Here is a 14,954-nt window from a genome sequence, read left to right as displayed (position 1 = left end):
AGCTGGATAGAGTACCTGGCTACGAACCAGGCGGTCGGAGGTTCGAATCCTCCAGAGCGCGCCACATTATTAGAAAAAGCCTCATTTATACGAGGCTTTTTTTATGTCTGCTGCAAATTTGTTGCGACAATGTTAAATTTGTTCGTTGTTTAACTTGTTGTATTTAAAGTAGTTCTTGATTGCTTCTTTGTTATTCCACCTTTCTCATATCAATTCCCAGAAAAGCCCCGTTTAAGTCACAGTTTAAATATCTAAAAATGACGTATTTGACAGATTTATGTGATCTGATAGGCGAATAATTAACCTTATGTGTGCGTTATCCGTAACAGAACCTTAAACAAAATTGACAAACTTTTACCAATCGAGATAATCCATGGGTCGGGATCACTATTCGCTGAAATCCTGTACGTATGTCAGGATGACGAAGAAAGGAAGCAACATGACTAATATTGGAAGCCTGCTAGGAGATGCGGCGACTCTAATGATAACGGGGATGTCCGTTGTCTTTATTTTCCTAACTATTCTAGTTTACCTCGTTCGGTTGATGTCAAAACTGGTACCAGAAGAAGTACCAGAGCCGATCGCAGCACCTAAAAAAATTCAAAAATCACAATCAAACCCTTCAGCTGTTAGTCCACAGGTAGTGGCAGCAATTTCGGCCGCGGTTCATCAATACCGTGCGTCTACTGCTAAGTAGCATTTAAAGGATTAAAAAGGAGTTTATGAGCATGTCTAAACCACTAGCTATCACAGATGTGGTACTTCGTGACGCGCACCAGTCACTATTTGCTACTCGTATGCGTATCGAAGATATGCTGCCAATTGCGGCAGAACTGGATAAAGTCGGTTACTGGTCTCTAGAGACTTGGGGCGGCGCGACATTTGATTCGTGTATCCGTTTTCTTGGAGAAGATCCATGGGAGCGTTTACGTGAACTTAAAAAAGCGATGCCAAACACACCAATGCAGATGCTACTGCGTGGTCAAAACCTGTTGGGTTACCGTCACTACGCGGATGATGTAGTAGAAAAATTTGTTGAACGTGCCCATAAAAACGGCATGGACGTATTCCGTATCTTTGATGCGATGAATGACGTACGTAACTTTGAAAAAGCAGTGAAAGCAACGATCGACGTTGGTGGCCACGCTCAAGGTACGTTGTCTTACACAACCAGTCCGGTTCACAACTCAGATACTTGGGTTGATTTGGCCAAACGCCTAGAGGACCTAGGTTGTCACTCACTATGTATCAAAGATATGTCAGGTTTATTAAAGCCGTATGAAGCAGAAGAGCTGATTACACGTATCAAAGCATCGTGTGACGTTCCTCTAGCACTGCATAGCCACGCGACAACTGGTCTATCGACTGCAACAGCGGTTAAAGCCGTTGAAGCGGGTATCGACATTCTAGATACCGCTATTTCTTCAATGAGCTGTACTTACGGTCATACGCCAACCGAAACGGTTGTTGCGATGTTAGAAGGTACAGAGCGCGACACGAATCTTAAACTAGACCAAATCGAACCCATCGCGGCTTACTTCCGTGATGTACGTAAAAAGTACGCGAAATGGGAAGGTCAGCTAAAAGGTGTCGATTCTCGCATCTTAATCGCTCAAGTTCCTGGCGGAATGTTAACTAACATGGAAGGCCAGCTTAAAGAGCAAGGCGCCGCCGATCGCATGGATGAAGTTCTAGAAGAGATCCCACGCGTACGTAAAGAGCTTGGTTACATTCCTTTAGTAACACCAACTTCTCAGATTGTCGGTACTCAAGCGGTTATTAACGTTTTAACCGGTGAGCGCTATAAGAGCATCACGAAAGAGACTGCTGGTCTACTGAAAGGTGAATACGGTCAAGCTCCGGCTGAGGTTGATGCTGAACTGCAAGCGAAAGTTCTAGACGGCGCAGAGCCGATTACTTGTCGTCCTGCTGATTTACTTAAGTCTGAAATGGATACGTTAACGACGGATCTGTTAGAGAAAGCGAAATCAGAGGGTATCTCTCTAGCTGAAGATACGGTTGATGACGTACTGACTTACGCGCTCTTCCCACAAGTGGGCCTTAAGTTCCTTAAGAACCGTCGTAACCCTGAAGCATTTGAACCAGCACCAACGCTAGAAGTTGCAGCTCCAGTTGCTGCAGCTCCTGTACAAGCTTCTGGTGGTATTGAAAGCTACAGCGTGAAGGTTGACGGTCAAGTTTACGATGTTGAAGTTGGCCCACAAGGTGAACTGACATCGGTGGCGCCATCTGCAAAACCTGCTCAGGCTGCACCAGTAGCAGCGTCTGACGCTGAAGCGGTTCCAGCTCCATTGGCGGGTAACATCTTTAAAGTAAACGTTCAGGCGGGTACTGAGGTTTCTGAAGGCGACGTTCTACTAATCCTAGAAGCGATGAAGATGGAAACGGAAGTTCGTGCTGCTCGTGGTGGTATCGTTCAAGAATTGAATGTTAAAGAAGGCGATGCAGTTACTGTAGGCGCTCCACTACTAAGCTTAGCGTAAGGGAGTACCATGGAAGGATTGATGACCTTATGGTCTGAAACAGGGATTGCGAACTTTGAGTTCGGCCAGATCTGTATGATGCTGGTTGGTTGCTTACTGTTGTTCTTGGCAATTCGTAAAGGATTTGAACCGTTACTTCTACTGCCTATTGGTTTTGGTGCTGTATTAGCAAACATTCCAAATGCTGGGTTTACTGATCCAGGTGGTTTGCTCTACTACGTCTACTACATTGGTATTGAGACAGGTATTTTCCCACTGCTGATCTTTATGGGTGTTGGTGCGATGACGGACTTCGGTGCGTTGATTGCGAACCCTAAAACGTTGTGGCTAGGGGCTGCGGCTCAGTTTGGTATCTTCGCGACGCTATTTGGCGCGATCTTGCTGAACTACGTTCCAGGAATGGAGTTCTCGATGGCCGATGCTTCGTCAATTGCGATCATTGGTGGTGCCGATGGCCCAACTGCGATCTTCTTGGCAAGCAAGTTATCTCCGGATCTTTTAGGTGCCATTGCAGTAGCGGCTTATAGCTACATGGCTTTGGTTCCTATCATTCAGCCACCAATCATGAAAGCGTTAACGTCTCCTGAAGAGCGCAAAATTAAGATGGCTCAACTTCGTCACGTTAGCAAAGCCGAGAAGATTCTTTTCCCGCTTGCTGTACTACTGATGACGATTTTGTTCCTACCTTCAGCAACACCTCTAGTTGGTATGTTCTGTTTGGGTAACTTAATGCGTGAAGCGGGTGTGGTTGATCGCCTTTCAAAAACAGCTCAAAACGAACTGATTAACGTTGTAACTATTTTCCTAGGTCTAGGGGTTGGTTCTAAGCTTCAAGCGGATACGTTCTTGAACTTAGAAACACTGGGTATTCTAGGTTTAGGTGCGGTCGCGTTCAGTATCGGTACGGCGGGTGGTGTATTGATGGCTAAGGTGTTGAACCGATTCTCGAAAGAGGACATCAACCCACTGATTGGCGCAGCTGGCGTATCGGCGGTTCCAATGGCGGCACGTGTTGTGAACAAGGTTGGTCTTGAGGCAAACCCTCAGAACTTCTTATTGATGCATGCAATGGGTCCGAACGTAGCCGGTGTACTTGGTAGTGCGGTTGCGGCGGGCATTCTATTAGCTCTCGTGGGCTAGTGGATTTGCTGGGTCATGTATCGTTACGTTAATTGGTCGTCAATTTACGAATGAGCGGTTAACTTAGCCTTATTAAATGGTTTATAGTCAAAGGGATGCTTTCGCATCCCTTTCTTTTTATTAATTAGGGTGCTTGCTCACTAGGGCTTTTATCAATCAAGGAAATGTGGAATGGAAAATAAACAGATTGCGATTACTCAATTCGGCGGCGTCGAAAACCTAAGTATTCAAACCAGTGCGATCCCTGAGCCTAAGGCTGGAGAAGTGGTGGTTAAAGTTTCCTTTTCAGGCATTAATCCGATTGATGTCAAAACCCGAGCGGGTCTTGGTTGGGCGGCAGCACAAAACAAAGATAACCTGCCTTGGGTGCCTGGCTACGATATTTCAGGGCAAATTGTCTCGCTAGGCGAACAGGCTGAACGCTTTACTGTTGGTGATAACGTGGCTGGCTTTATTGGTTTTCCACTGCAAGGTGGCGGTTACAGCCAATATGTGTGTGTTCCAGAAGCTGCATTAAGTATGGTTCCTGATTCTGTCACTCTAGAAGCGGCAGCTGCATTACCACTTGCGAGTCAAACAGCGGCACAAGCGCTCAACAAAGCCGAAGTGAAAGAAGGCGACCGCGTGCTTATTTTAGCGGGCGCGGGCGGCGTTGGTCACCTTGCGGTTCAAATTGCAGTGGCAGCAAAAGCTGAGGTTTACACAACCTGCAGCGAAGCCAATCTTGATTACCTTGCGACGCTAGGTGCTCACGCGATTAACTATAAGTTTGCGCCAGCATCAGAAAGAGTATCTGATGTCGATGTGTTGATTGATTTGGTCGGTGGCGATACCGCGCTTGATGCATTGAAGTGCCTAAAAGATGGCGCGCGAGTAGTGACAGTACCGACTCTATCTGCAGAACTTATCTGTGAGAAAGCAACACTATTAGGTTTTACTGCATCAGGCATGCTGGTTGAACCAAACCCTGAGCAAATGGACACCATGCTTTACATGGTCAGTGTCGGATTGCTCAAAACAGAAATTCAAGGTATCTACCAGTTAGACGAGGCGCAGTCGGCGCACCTGCAGGTTGAAACCGGACACACCAGAGGCAAGGTGCTACTTAAAATGCAAGAAAGTTGATAGGCAGTGTTAGAATTTTTTAACTCCCTTTTTGAAAATATCGCGCTGTGGTTCTCGGACTCGGCGCTGTGGGTACTCTTCATCAGTGGCTTCTTGAGTGCCACGTTACTACCCGGTGGTTCAGAAGCTAGCCTTGTGGCTGCATTGAGCTTAGATCAGTTTTCAACCTCATCGATCATTCTGGTGGCGACATTAGGCAATACCTTAGGCGGCCTGACTAACTATTGGATTGGTTTGTGGTTGCCTAATCGAACTCAATCTGAAAAGCATGGTCATAAGGCTATGGCTTGGCTGAGTCGCTATGGCTACTGGACACTGTTATTTAGTTGGTTACCGATCATTGGTGACCCTTTGTGTCTCGCTGCGGGTTGGCTAAGAATGAAATTCATCCCTAGCGTTATTTTGATAGCGATTGGCAAAGCCGCTCGCTATAGCTTACTTGCTGCTATCTACTTCGGTTTTTTCTAAGGAGAACCTATGAAAAAGGTTTTACTTGGTACATTTTCTCTTATCGCCATTGCTGGCTGTTCTTACAATGTACCTAGCTCAACGCCCTTCTTTTCCTCGTTACCTGAAGGTGTCACTCTGTTAGAAGAGGTTAAGCCCTCTAAAGATAAAGTAGTGATTCCTTACACCAAGTATCAGCTTGAAAACGGTCTGACAGTTATTCTTTCCCCTGATGATTCCGATCCGTTGGTGCATGTTGATGTAACTTATCACGTCGGTTCAGCACGTGAAGAGATAGGCAAGTCGGGATTTGCTCACTTCTTTGAGCACATGATGTTCCAGGGTTCAGAGAACGTTGGTGACCAACAGCACTTTAAGATCATTACCGAAGCGGGTGGTTCGTTAAACGGCACGACCAACCGTGACCGCACCAACTATTTTGAAACTGTTCCTTCTAACCAACTTGAGAAAATGTTGTGGTTAGAATCAGACCGAATGGGCTTCTTGTTGGATGCTGTTTCTCAGAAGAAATTTGAGGTTCAAAGAGGCACGGTCAAGAACGAGCGAGCGCAGAGCTACGAAAATCGTCCTTACGGCTTGATGTGGGAACGCATGGGCGAAGCGCTTTACCCTGAAGGTCACCCTTACTCTTGGCAACCAATCGGCTATGTTGAAGATCTTGACCGTGTTGACGTGAATGATCTTAAAGCGTTCTTCCTGCGTTGGTACGGCCCAAACAATGCCGTGTTAACGATTGGTGGTGATATCGACGTTGATGACACGCTAGAATGGGTTAACAAGTACTTTGGTTCAATTCCTCAAGGCCCTGAAGTGAAGGCGGCAGAGAAGCAACCTGCTGTTCTAACAGAAGATAAATACATCACCTTAGAAGACAATATTCGTCAGCCGATGGTGCTGGTGGGGTGGCCAACAACGTATCGCGGTGAAGAGACGCAAGCTTCACTGAATGCATTGTCTAACGTGTTAGGTTCAGGTACCAACAGTTACCTATATCAAAACCTCGTAAAAACGCAGAAGGCCGTCAGCGCTGGCTCTTTCCATGATTGTGCTGAGTTGGCGTGTACCATGTACGTGTATGCAATGGGCAACTCAGGTGAAAAAGGCGATTTGACGGTTCTCAATAAAGAGCTGATGGATACCCTGGAGCAATTCTCGAAAGAGGGCGTTGAGCAAGAGCGTTTAGACCAGATCACTGGCATGGCCGAAGCGAATGCTGTTTTTGCATTGCAAAGCGTTAAAGGTAAGGTGTCGCAACTCGCGTCGAACCAAACCTTCTATGGTCAGCCTGATCGCATTGAATCACAACTCGATCAAATCCGAGCGGTGACGCCTGAGAGCGTGAGCAAGGCATACCAAGATTTCATCGAAGGTAAGCACAAGGTTACCTTGAGTGTGGTTCCTAAGAAAAAGCTCGATTTGGCGGTTCGTGAAGCGACCTTTACCACGCCACCACGTACGTTGCCGGAATACAGCAAGGTGACGGAAGATCAACTGGATTTCAGAAAGGCACCGGATACCTTTGATCGCAGTGTGATGCCAGAAGTGAACTTTGGTGTTGAGGCGACCATGCCTGAGTTGTACCGCATGCACTTTGCAAATGGCACTGACTTAATTGGTACCGTGACCAGTGAAACGCCGACAGTACAGCTGCAAATTCAATTGCCTGCAGGCGAACGCTATGTTCGCAAAGGGCAAGAAGGCCTAGCGAACCTAACGGCTTCGATGATGGAAGAAGGCTCAACTAAACGAACCGTTGAAGAGTTACAAGCGACCTTAGATAAACTTGGTAGCAGCGTGAGCATTAGTGCGGGCAGCTACACCACAGATATTTCAGTCTCGACGCTAGAGAAAAACTTGCCTCAAACCTTAGCGATTGTGCAAGAGGTTCTATTCGATCCTAAGTTCGATGAGCAAGATTTTGAGCGCGTTAAGAAACAGATGCTAGAAGGCGTTGTGTATCAGCATCAGCAGCCAAGTTGGATGGCTTCTCAAGCAACCCGTGAAGTGCTGTTTGGTGACACTGTTTTTGCTCGTGCAAGTGATGGTACTAAGGAATCTCTATCGAAATTGACCTTAGACGATGTGAAAAAATTCTATGCGCAACATTACACACCAGAAGGTGCCAATATTGTTGTTGTGGGAGACATCTCGAAGAAAGAGGTAGGGAAACAGCTACAATTCTTTGAAGAGTGGCAAGGCGATGCGGCACCATTAACGCGTCCACAGATCGTCAAAGAGCTTTCTGGTCAGCACCTGTACTTAGTCGATAAACCGGGTGCGCCGCAAAGCATTGTTCGCTTGGTTCGTAAAGGCCTGCCGTTTGATGCAACGGGTGAATTGTATTTGAGCCAGTTAGCTAACTTTAACTTAGCGGGCAACTTCAATAGCCGTATCAACCAGAACCTACGTGAAGACAAAGCCTACACTTACGGTGCAAGCGGTTACTTCGCAAGTACTCGTGAAACTGGCGCAGTGGTATTTAGCGCGCAGGTAAGGGCGAATGCGACGGTTCCATCGATTCAAGAGTTTATTAATGAGCTGAATGAGTTTAGCCAAAGTGGATTAACTGACGAAGAGGTGAAATTTATGCGCCTTGCCGTCGGTCAACAAGATGCACTTAAATACGAAACGCCAAGTCAAAAGGCGGGGTTGTTGAGTAATATTGTTGCATTGAGCCTTGATGAAGATTACCTACAACAGCGTAATCAGATAGTTGAAACGGTTTCAAAAGAGACCTTAAACGAGCTATCTAAGAAATGGTTTGACCCGAATAATTATCAAATAATCGTTGTTGGTGACGCGACTTCGCTTCGCCCGCAATTAGAAAAGTTAGATATTCCAATAGAAGAGCTTGAAATCATTCGTTAGAGTACACATTAAAGGGGGAGGGAAGAGACTCTACTTTTCTCCTCCAACCTAATTTATGATAGTTCTAATCAGAACAATATAAGATAAGTGAACTGAATTTTGACTGATTTTGCTGCGCGACTAAAGCAAGTTGCAACCAACCCTAAGACCTTCTCTCAATTTGGTCGTGGTGTTGAAAGGGAAACATTACGCTACACGGAAGATGGGCACCTTGCTACTGGGCCGCACCCTGAGGCTTTGGGATCTGCGTTGATGAACGAATGGGTAACGACCGATTTCTCTGAGTCGCTACTGGAATTTATCACGCCTGTTTCTAACGACGTTCCGACGCTTTTGAATCAGTTGTCTGATATCCACCACTTCACGCAAACCAAGTTAGACGGCGAAAAACTATGGCCGCTTTCTATGCCTTGTTACGTTGGCAGTGAAGATTACATTCAGCTAGCGCAATACGGCACCTCGAATAACGGTAAGATGAAGACCCTATATCGTGAAGGCCTAAAACGTCGTTACGGTAGCCTGATGCAGATTATCTCTGGTGTTCACTTCAACTTCTCTTTCCCAGAAAGCTTTTGGGATAGCCTGTTTGGAGAGCAAACTGAAGAAGCGCGTTGTGAATCTAAGTCAGATGCTTACTTTGGTTTGATTCGTAACTACTACCGCTTTGGTTGGTTAATCCCATACTTCTTCGGTGCTTCACCTGCGCTATGTTCTTCTTTCATCAAAGGAAGAGAAACAAACCTACCTTTTGAAAAGGTTGGTGAGACATTGTATCTGCCAAAAGCAACGGCGCTGCGCCTGAGCGACCTTGGCTACACGAACAGTGCGCAAAGTGTGTTGAAGATTGGTTTCAACAGCCTAGACCAATACCTTGAAGGTTTGAATCAAGCGATTCGCACACCATCAGAAGAATTTGCCGAGATTGGCACTAAGGTTGATGGTGAATACCGTCAGTTGAATAGCAACGTACTGCAAATTGAAAATGAGCTTTACGCTCCAATCCGCCCTAAGCGTGTCGCGAAGAGTGGTGAGAAACCATCTGAAGCATTGGCACGCGGTGGTGTTGAGTACATTGAGGTTCGTTCTTTAGATGTAAACCCATTCAGCTCAATTGGTATCAATGAGCAGCAGGTTCGCTTCCTAGACTTATTCCTAACGTGGAGTGTGCTAACGGACTCTGCTGAGATGGATAACTGCGAGCTTGAATGCTGGCGCGATAACTGGAACAAGGTGATCCTACAAGGTCGTCAGGTTGGTCTAGAGCTGCAAATCGGTTGTCATGGTGAGCGATTGTCTCTGCAAGATTGGGCGAAGCGTGTCTTCAAAGATCTGCGCTCTATTGCCGAGATGATGGACGCTGAACAAGGTGGTCGTGCATACCAAGAAACATGCGATACGCTTGAGGCTTGGATTGATAACCCTGAGCTAACTATTTCTGGCCAGTTGCTAGAAGAGACCAAAAAATTGGGCGGCTTAGGTAAAGTGGGTTGCGCGTTAGGTAAAACGTACGCTCAGCAACACAAAGCGCACCAATACAAAGTATATTCAGCTGAGTTGATGGAAGCAGAAGTTCAACGTTCTGTGATTGCTCAGCAACAAAGTGAAGAAGCAAGCACTCAAGATTTTGATAGCTTCTTAGCGGATTATTTTTCGTATTTAAAAGCATAGCGAGACTTTGGTGGAAAGGAAGCAAGCCTTATTAGGTCAGCCTACTCGAGTGAGTAGTAAATGGTTACCTGTAGTGACTGTTGGTGTTGTCTCTAGCCTGTTGGTTGGATGTGCAACGCCACCGCCAAAGCAGCAAGATAATTTGTGTAGCATCTTTCGAGAGCACCCTTCATGGTATGAAGATGCCTTGGATATGCAAGAAGAATGGGGAACGCCGATTAACGTTGCGATGGCTTTTGTGAAACAAGAGAGTAGCTATCGTCATGATGCGCGCCCACCTAAAGATTACATTCTTGGCTTTATACCGTGGGGGCGTGTAAGCAGTGCCTACGGTTATGCACAAGCTCAAGATCCTGCTTGGGAAGACTTCCAAAAGGCGACCAATAACGGTGGTTCAAGAACCAACTTTGATGATGCATTGATGTTCATCGGTTGGTATACCAGCGAGACGCGTCGTCAATTGGGCATCTCACTATGGGACCCATATAACCAATACCTGGCTTATCATGAAGGCCGTGGTGGTTATAAGCGTAAGTCATACAACAGCAAGCCATCGCTAATTAAGGTGGCGCGCAAAGTCGAACAGCAAGCAAAAGATTATGGATGGCAGCTGAAACAGTGCCGCAAAGAACTAGAAGACAATCGAAGCTGGTTTTTCTAAAGCCAGCCGTCATGGAGAAGAGCAATGCCTTTATTAGATAGTTTCACTGTTGATCACACACGCATGAACGCACCTGCCGTTCGTGTTGCTAAAACAATGCAAACCCCAAAAGGGGATACCATCACTGTGTTTGACCTGCGTTTTACTGCGCCAAACAAAGACATCCTATCTGAGAAAGGTATCCATACTCTAGAGCACCTATATGCTGGTTTCATGCGTAATCAATTGAACGGTTCAGATGTAGAGATCATCGATATCTCACCGATGGGCTGTCGCACTGGTTTCTACATGAGCCTGATTGGTACGCCTACAGAACAACAAGTGGCTGACGGTTGGTTGGCAGCGATGCAAGACGTACTGAAAGTTGAGAACCAGAATAAGATCCCTGAGCTGAACGAATACCAATGTGGTACCGCGGCAATGCACTCTTTGGATGAAGCGAAAGAGATCGCGAATGCGATCATCGCTGCAGGCATCTCTGTAAACAAGAATGATGAACTGGCACTGCCAGAGTCTATGCTGCAAGAGCTTAAGATCGACTAGTCATTGATAGCTACCCTAGATAGGGCGAGTTAGATACTAAAAGGCCCGGTTCAATGAACCGGGTCTTTTGTTTATGTGAGCTTCAGTGATAACTCAGTTAGCCGTTCACAATCTGTGGGAACACGCGAACCAGTTTGATGCGGTTCTCTTCAAGCTCAACAATTTCCATTGGGTGGCTGGCAACCTGAACACTCAGGTGACTCTCAGGAATATCTTCAAGATGTTCCAGTATCAAACCATTCAGCGTTCTTGGGCCATCGGTAGGCAGTGCCCACTGTAAGCCTTTGTTGATATCTCGGATATTGGCACTGCCTTCAATCAAGAAGCTGCCATCGCTTTGCGGAGTAATCTCTTCAGATAAGCTTGGGGTGATTGAGGTGGTAAACTCACCTACGATCTCTTCTAGAATATCTTCTAATGTAACCAAACCATTGATGTCGCCATACTCATCAACAATCAAACCGATGCGCTGCTTATTGCGTTGAAACTTAAGCAGTTGAATATTGAGTGGTGTCGCTTCAGGAATAAAGTAGATCTCATCCGCGGCACGCAACAGGGTTTCTTTATTGAATTCGTTCTTTTCAAGCATCAGACGGTAAGCTTCACGCAGCCTAAGCATGCCGACCACTTCATCTATTTGGTCACGGTACAGCACTACGCGACCATGAGGCGAGTGGGTAAGTTGACGAACGATCGATTTCCAGTCGTCATTGATGTCGATACCAGTAATCTCATTACGCGGCACCATGATGTCGTTCACGGTGACGTGCTCTAAATCCAGAATAGACACCAACATATCTTGGTGACGTTGAGGGATTAAGCTACCGGCTTCATTTACCACGGTTCTAAGCTCTTCGGAGCTCAAGTGGTCGGTTGCATCATGGCTGGCTTTAACGCCTAAGATACGAATGAAGCCGTTGGTAATGAAGTTCACTAAGATCACCAATGGTGATAGCACCTTCATCAGTATCATCAAAAGGATACTACTCGCGTAAGAGACACGTTCAGGAAATAGAGAAGCGATGGTCTTTGGGGTTACCTCGGCGAATACTAGGATCACGAGAGTCAGGGTACCAGTAGCGATAGCCACACCGATATCCCCGTAGATGCGCATACCAAGAATAGTAGCGATCGCAGATGCAAGAATGTTGACGAGATTGTTGCCGATGAGGATGAGGCCAATCAATCTGTCTGGGCGGTTCAGAAGTTTTTCTACACGTTTGGCACCTTTATGACCCGTATTGGCCAAGTGCTTTAAACGGTAGCGGTTCAGGGACATCATGCCCGTTTCGGAACCAGAGAAATAACCAGAAATTACAATGAGACACGCGAGTAGCGCAAATAAGATACCCGTTGATATGTCGTCCAAAACTATTCTTTTCCTATTTGTGTATCTTGATTAATTTATGACCGAACATGGTCGAGATGTCAATTGAATGTATTGCACTCAATATTTTAAAGGCAAGGTATGTGAGACCTTGCCTTTATTTTACAGACTAGTTCAGGATGATTTCCTGGACGAAGCGGCTACCGAAGTAGGCTAATGTGAGCATGCTGGCGCCGGCCAGTGCGAACCAAGTGACTTTCTGTCCACGCCAACCTTTCTGATAGTGACCCCACAGAAGGATGGAGTAGATAACCCAAGCGATAAAAGACAACACAGCCTTGTGTGCCTTTCCTTGAGCAAACATATCTTGCACGAAGATGAGACCCGTTAACAAGGTACCTGTTAATAAGCCATTACCAATCAAAATGATCTTGAAAAGCTGTCTTTCCACCATCATTAAAGGAGGTAGGTTAGGGTTTATCACTAAGGCTTTTTTCTTTTTAAGTTTGTGATCTAGCCACGCAAGTTGCAGGGCGTATAGCGCACCGATAGTTAACGTTGCGTATGAGAATAGAGCCAAAGAGATGTGCACGAGCAGTTTTGGGTCATTCTCTAGATGTTTGATGAAGGTGCTTGGAAGAAAAGTGGCAGCCATCAAGTTCAGCGCAGCGAAGCTATAGACGACGGGTAAGATAAACCACAGACGGGTTTTGAGCATTGCACCGCTCATTACCACAGATATGATTAAACTGATTAATGAAGCAACGTTCAAGATACTGAGGTTTTGGCCACTGGCATTAAAAATCAAATCGTCAAGCAACCAAGCATGGAAAGCTAGAGCAAGTAATGCGCTGATAAACACCGTTTTTACACGGATTCCTGTTTGGTGCACGAGACCTGGAATGATCGTGGAAATCGCCATTGTATAAAGAAAGGCTGCTGCGATCGCAATAAGACTGTCCATGGTATCCATTTTAATGATTACTAATTGGCGAATTATACCTCGCATCGCTCTTTGGGGCTATGGCGAACCTCATTCAATTCCAAGTGAATAATGTCTCACATCACAAGCACGGATGATTAACGCTCTACAACGGGTATGACTCTAATCCGCGCTAATGTATACTCACAGTAATAGTCGCAGTTTTGAGCGAAGAGAAAACTATGTTTGATAATTTAACGGATCGTCTATCCAAAACGCTGAAGAACATCAGCGGTAAAGGTCGTCTGACCGAAGACAATATTAAAGAGACGCTGCGTGAAGTACGTATGGCGCTACTTGAAGCCGACGTTGCACTGCCCGTTGTCCGCGATTTTGTTAAGCGCGTAAAAGAAGGCGCTGTGGGTGTTGAGGTTTCTAAATCTCTAACGCCTGGTCAAGAATTCATTAAGATCGTTCAAGCTGAACTTGAAGCGGTGATGGGTGAGTCTAACGAGGCTCTTAACCTAGCAGCGCAGCCGCCAGCCGTTATCTTAATGGCGGGTCTACAAGGTGCGGGTAAAACCACATCGGTAGGTAAGCTATCTAAGCTTCTAACTGAGCGTGACAAGAAGAAAGTCTTGGTTGTGTCTGCCGACGTTTACCGTCCAGCGGCGATCAAACAGCTTGAAACGTTAGCAAGCGATGTTGGCGTAGACTTCTTCCCATCTTCAGCTGATCAAAAGCCTCTTGATATTGCAAACGCTGCAATCGACCACGCGAAGAAGAAATTCTACGACGTGCTACTTGTCGATACTGCGGGTCGTTTGGCTATCGATGAAGAGATGATGGGCGAGATCAAAGAGCTTCATACTGCAATTAAACCAGTAGAGACACTGTTCGTTGTTGATGCAATGACAGGTCAAGATGCTGCGAACACTGCAAAAGCCTTTGGTGATGCGTTACCACTAACCGGTGTTATCTTGACGAAAGTTGATGGTGATGCGCGTGGTGGTGCTGCTCTGTCTGTTCGTCATATCACAGGCAAGCCGATTAAATTCTTGGGTGTTGGTGAAAAGACTGACGCACTAGAACCGTTCCACCCAGATCGTGTTGCTTCTCGTATCTTAGGTATGGGCGACGTACTGTCTCTTATTGAAGACCTACAGAAAAACGTTGATACCGAGAAAGCAGAGAAACTGGCTAAGAAGTTCAAAGAGAAGAAAGGCTTTGACCTTGAAGACTTCCGTGAACAGCTAGGTCAGATGCAAAACATGGGCGGCATGATGGGCATGATGGATAAGCTTCCAGGCATGTCTCAGCTACCAGATAACGTTAAAGATAAAGTTGATGACAAGATGTTCAAGCAGATGGAAGCGATCATCAACTCTATGACCATGAAAGAGCGTCAACGCCCTGACTTAATCAAAGGCTCACGCAAAAAGCGTATTGCCGCTGGTTCTGGTACACAGGTACAAGATGTAAACCGTATGCTTAAGCAGTTCACCCAAATGCAGAAGATGATGAAGAAGATGCAGAAAGGTGGCATGAAAGGCATGATGCGCAACATGCAAGGCATGATGGGCGGCGGTGGAGGTATGGGCGGAATGGGTGGTGGCTTTAACCCGTTTGGTCGATAATCTACAAATGTAAGCTTTAGCTACGTTACTTTTCATAGTGTTAGCCGTGTCACAGAAAGTGTACGGCAGCTATGTTGGTGAAAAAATAGCT

12 protein-coding genes are annotated in these 14,954 nt (G+C 46.1%); 10 read left to right on the top strand and 2 right to left on the bottom strand.

Features of this window, described 5'->3' with window-relative positions:
• The first annotated feature begins 439 nt into the window (after positions 1-439).
• The 9 genes from AB6D93_RS05995 to luxS all read left to right on the top strand — a co-directional run bounded on the left by AB6D93_RS05995 (position 440) and on the right by luxS (position 10,977).
• Positions 440-697, top strand: coding sequence for an oxaloacetate decarboxylase subunit gamma (locus AB6D93_RS05995; RefSeq protein ID WP_004741884.1), 258 nt, complete (start codon positions 440-442; stop codon positions 695-697).
• A 31-nt stretch (positions 698-728) separates the two neighbouring features.
• A complete protein-coding gene (gene oadA / locus AB6D93_RS05990; protein ID WP_017059560.1) occupies positions 729-2,504 on the top strand; it encodes a sodium-extruding oxaloacetate decarboxylase subunit alpha in 1,776 nt (591 codons plus the stop codon).
• A gap of 9 nt (positions 2,505-2,513) precedes the next feature.
• Positions 2,514-3,644, top strand: coding sequence for a sodium ion-translocating decarboxylase subunit beta (locus AB6D93_RS05985; RefSeq protein ID WP_019825842.1), 1,131 nt, complete (start codon positions 2,514-2,516; stop codon positions 3,642-3,644).
• A gap of 171 nt (positions 3,645-3,815) precedes the next feature.
• Positions 3,816-4,769 (top strand): NADP-dependent oxidoreductase, encoded by a 954-nt coding sequence (locus tag AB6D93_RS05980; RefSeq protein ID WP_017065778.1) that lies wholly within the window; start codon positions 3,816-3,818, stop codon positions 4,767-4,769.
• A 6-nt stretch (positions 4,770-4,775) separates the two neighbouring features.
• Positions 4,776-5,237, top strand: a complete 462-nt coding sequence (locus AB6D93_RS05975; protein WP_017059555.1) for a YqaA family protein — start codon at positions 4,776-4,778, stop codon at positions 5,235-5,237.
• Positions 5,238-5,246: 9 nt separating this feature from the next.
• On the top strand, positions 5,247-8,105 hold the full coding sequence (locus AB6D93_RS05970) for a pitrilysin family protein (RefSeq protein WP_102331919.1): 2,859 nt from the start codon (positions 5,247-5,249) through the stop codon (positions 8,103-8,105).
• A gap of 99 nt (positions 8,106-8,204) precedes the next feature.
• Positions 8,205-9,773, top strand: a complete 1,569-nt coding sequence (gshA, locus tag AB6D93_RS05965; protein ID WP_102331920.1) for a glutamate--cysteine ligase — start codon at positions 8,205-8,207, stop codon at positions 9,771-9,773.
• A 10-nt stretch (positions 9,774-9,783) separates the two neighbouring features.
• Positions 9,784-10,434, top strand: a complete 651-nt coding sequence (locus AB6D93_RS05960) for a hypothetical protein (RefSeq protein ID WP_017629422.1) — start codon at positions 9,784-9,786, stop codon at positions 10,432-10,434.
• Positions 10,435-10,458: 24 nt separating this feature from the next.
• Positions 10,459-10,977: an S-ribosylhomocysteine lyase gene (gene luxS / locus AB6D93_RS05955; protein ID WP_017056597.1), complete on the top strand. Its 519-nt coding sequence runs from the start codon at positions 10,459-10,461 to the stop codon at positions 10,975-10,977.
• Positions 10,978-11,074: 97 nt separating this feature from the next.
• Here luxS and AB6D93_RS05950 read toward each other — a convergent pair whose 3' ends face one another.
• Entirely contained in the window at positions 11,075-12,346 is a 1,272-nt protein-coding gene (locus AB6D93_RS05950) for an HlyC/CorC family transporter (RefSeq protein ID WP_017063233.1), read from the bottom strand.
• A 127-nt stretch (positions 12,347-12,473) separates the two neighbouring features.
• A complete protein-coding gene (locus AB6D93_RS05945; protein WP_102331964.1) occupies positions 12,474-13,268 on the bottom strand; it encodes an inner membrane protein YpjD in 795 nt (264 codons plus the stop codon).
• A gap of 200 nt (positions 13,269-13,468) precedes the next feature.
• On the opposite strand from AB6D93_RS05945, the gene ffh reads away from it, so the two are divergent.
• A complete protein-coding gene (ffh, locus tag AB6D93_RS05940) occupies positions 13,469-14,863 on the top strand; it encodes a signal recognition particle protein (RefSeq protein WP_010435884.1) in 1,395 nt (464 codons plus the stop codon).
• The last annotated feature ends 91 nt before the right edge of the window (positions 14,864-14,954 follow it).

It is taken from the genome of Vibrio sp. 10N.247.310.23, assembly GCF_041467155.1.
Taxonomy (GTDB): domain Bacteria; phylum Pseudomonadota; class Gammaproteobacteria; order Enterobacterales; family Vibrionaceae; genus Vibrio; species Vibrio crassostreae_C.
This window is presented reverse-complemented; position numbering and strand designations above follow the sequence as displayed.

Coding starts and splice junctions, on each gene's coding strand:
- AB6D93_RS05985 (WP_019825842.1), top strand. CDS start 2,514: ATGGAAGGATTGATGACCTTATGGTCTGAAACAGGGATTGCGAACTTT.
- ffh (WP_010435884.1), top strand. CDS start 13,469: ATGTTTGATAATTTAACGGATCGTCTATCCAAAACGCTGAAGAACATC.
- AB6D93_RS05945 (WP_102331964.1), bottom strand. CDS start 13,268: ATGGACAGTCTTATTGCGATCGCAGCAGCCTTTCTTTATACAATGGCG.
- luxS (WP_017056597.1), top strand. CDS start 10,459: ATGCCTTTATTAGATAGTTTCACTGTTGATCACACACGCATGAACGCA.
- AB6D93_RS05995 (WP_004741884.1), top strand. CDS start 440: ATGACTAATATTGGAAGCCTGCTAGGAGATGCGGCGACTCTAATGATA.
- AB6D93_RS05980 (WP_017065778.1), top strand. CDS start 3,816: ATGGAAAATAAACAGATTGCGATTACTCAATTCGGCGGCGTCGAAAAC.
- oadA (WP_017059560.1), top strand. CDS start 729: ATGTCTAAACCACTAGCTATCACAGATGTGGTACTTCGTGACGCGCAC.
- AB6D93_RS05970 (WP_102331919.1), top strand. CDS start 5,247: ATGAAAAAGGTTTTACTTGGTACATTTTCTCTTATCGCCATTGCTGGC.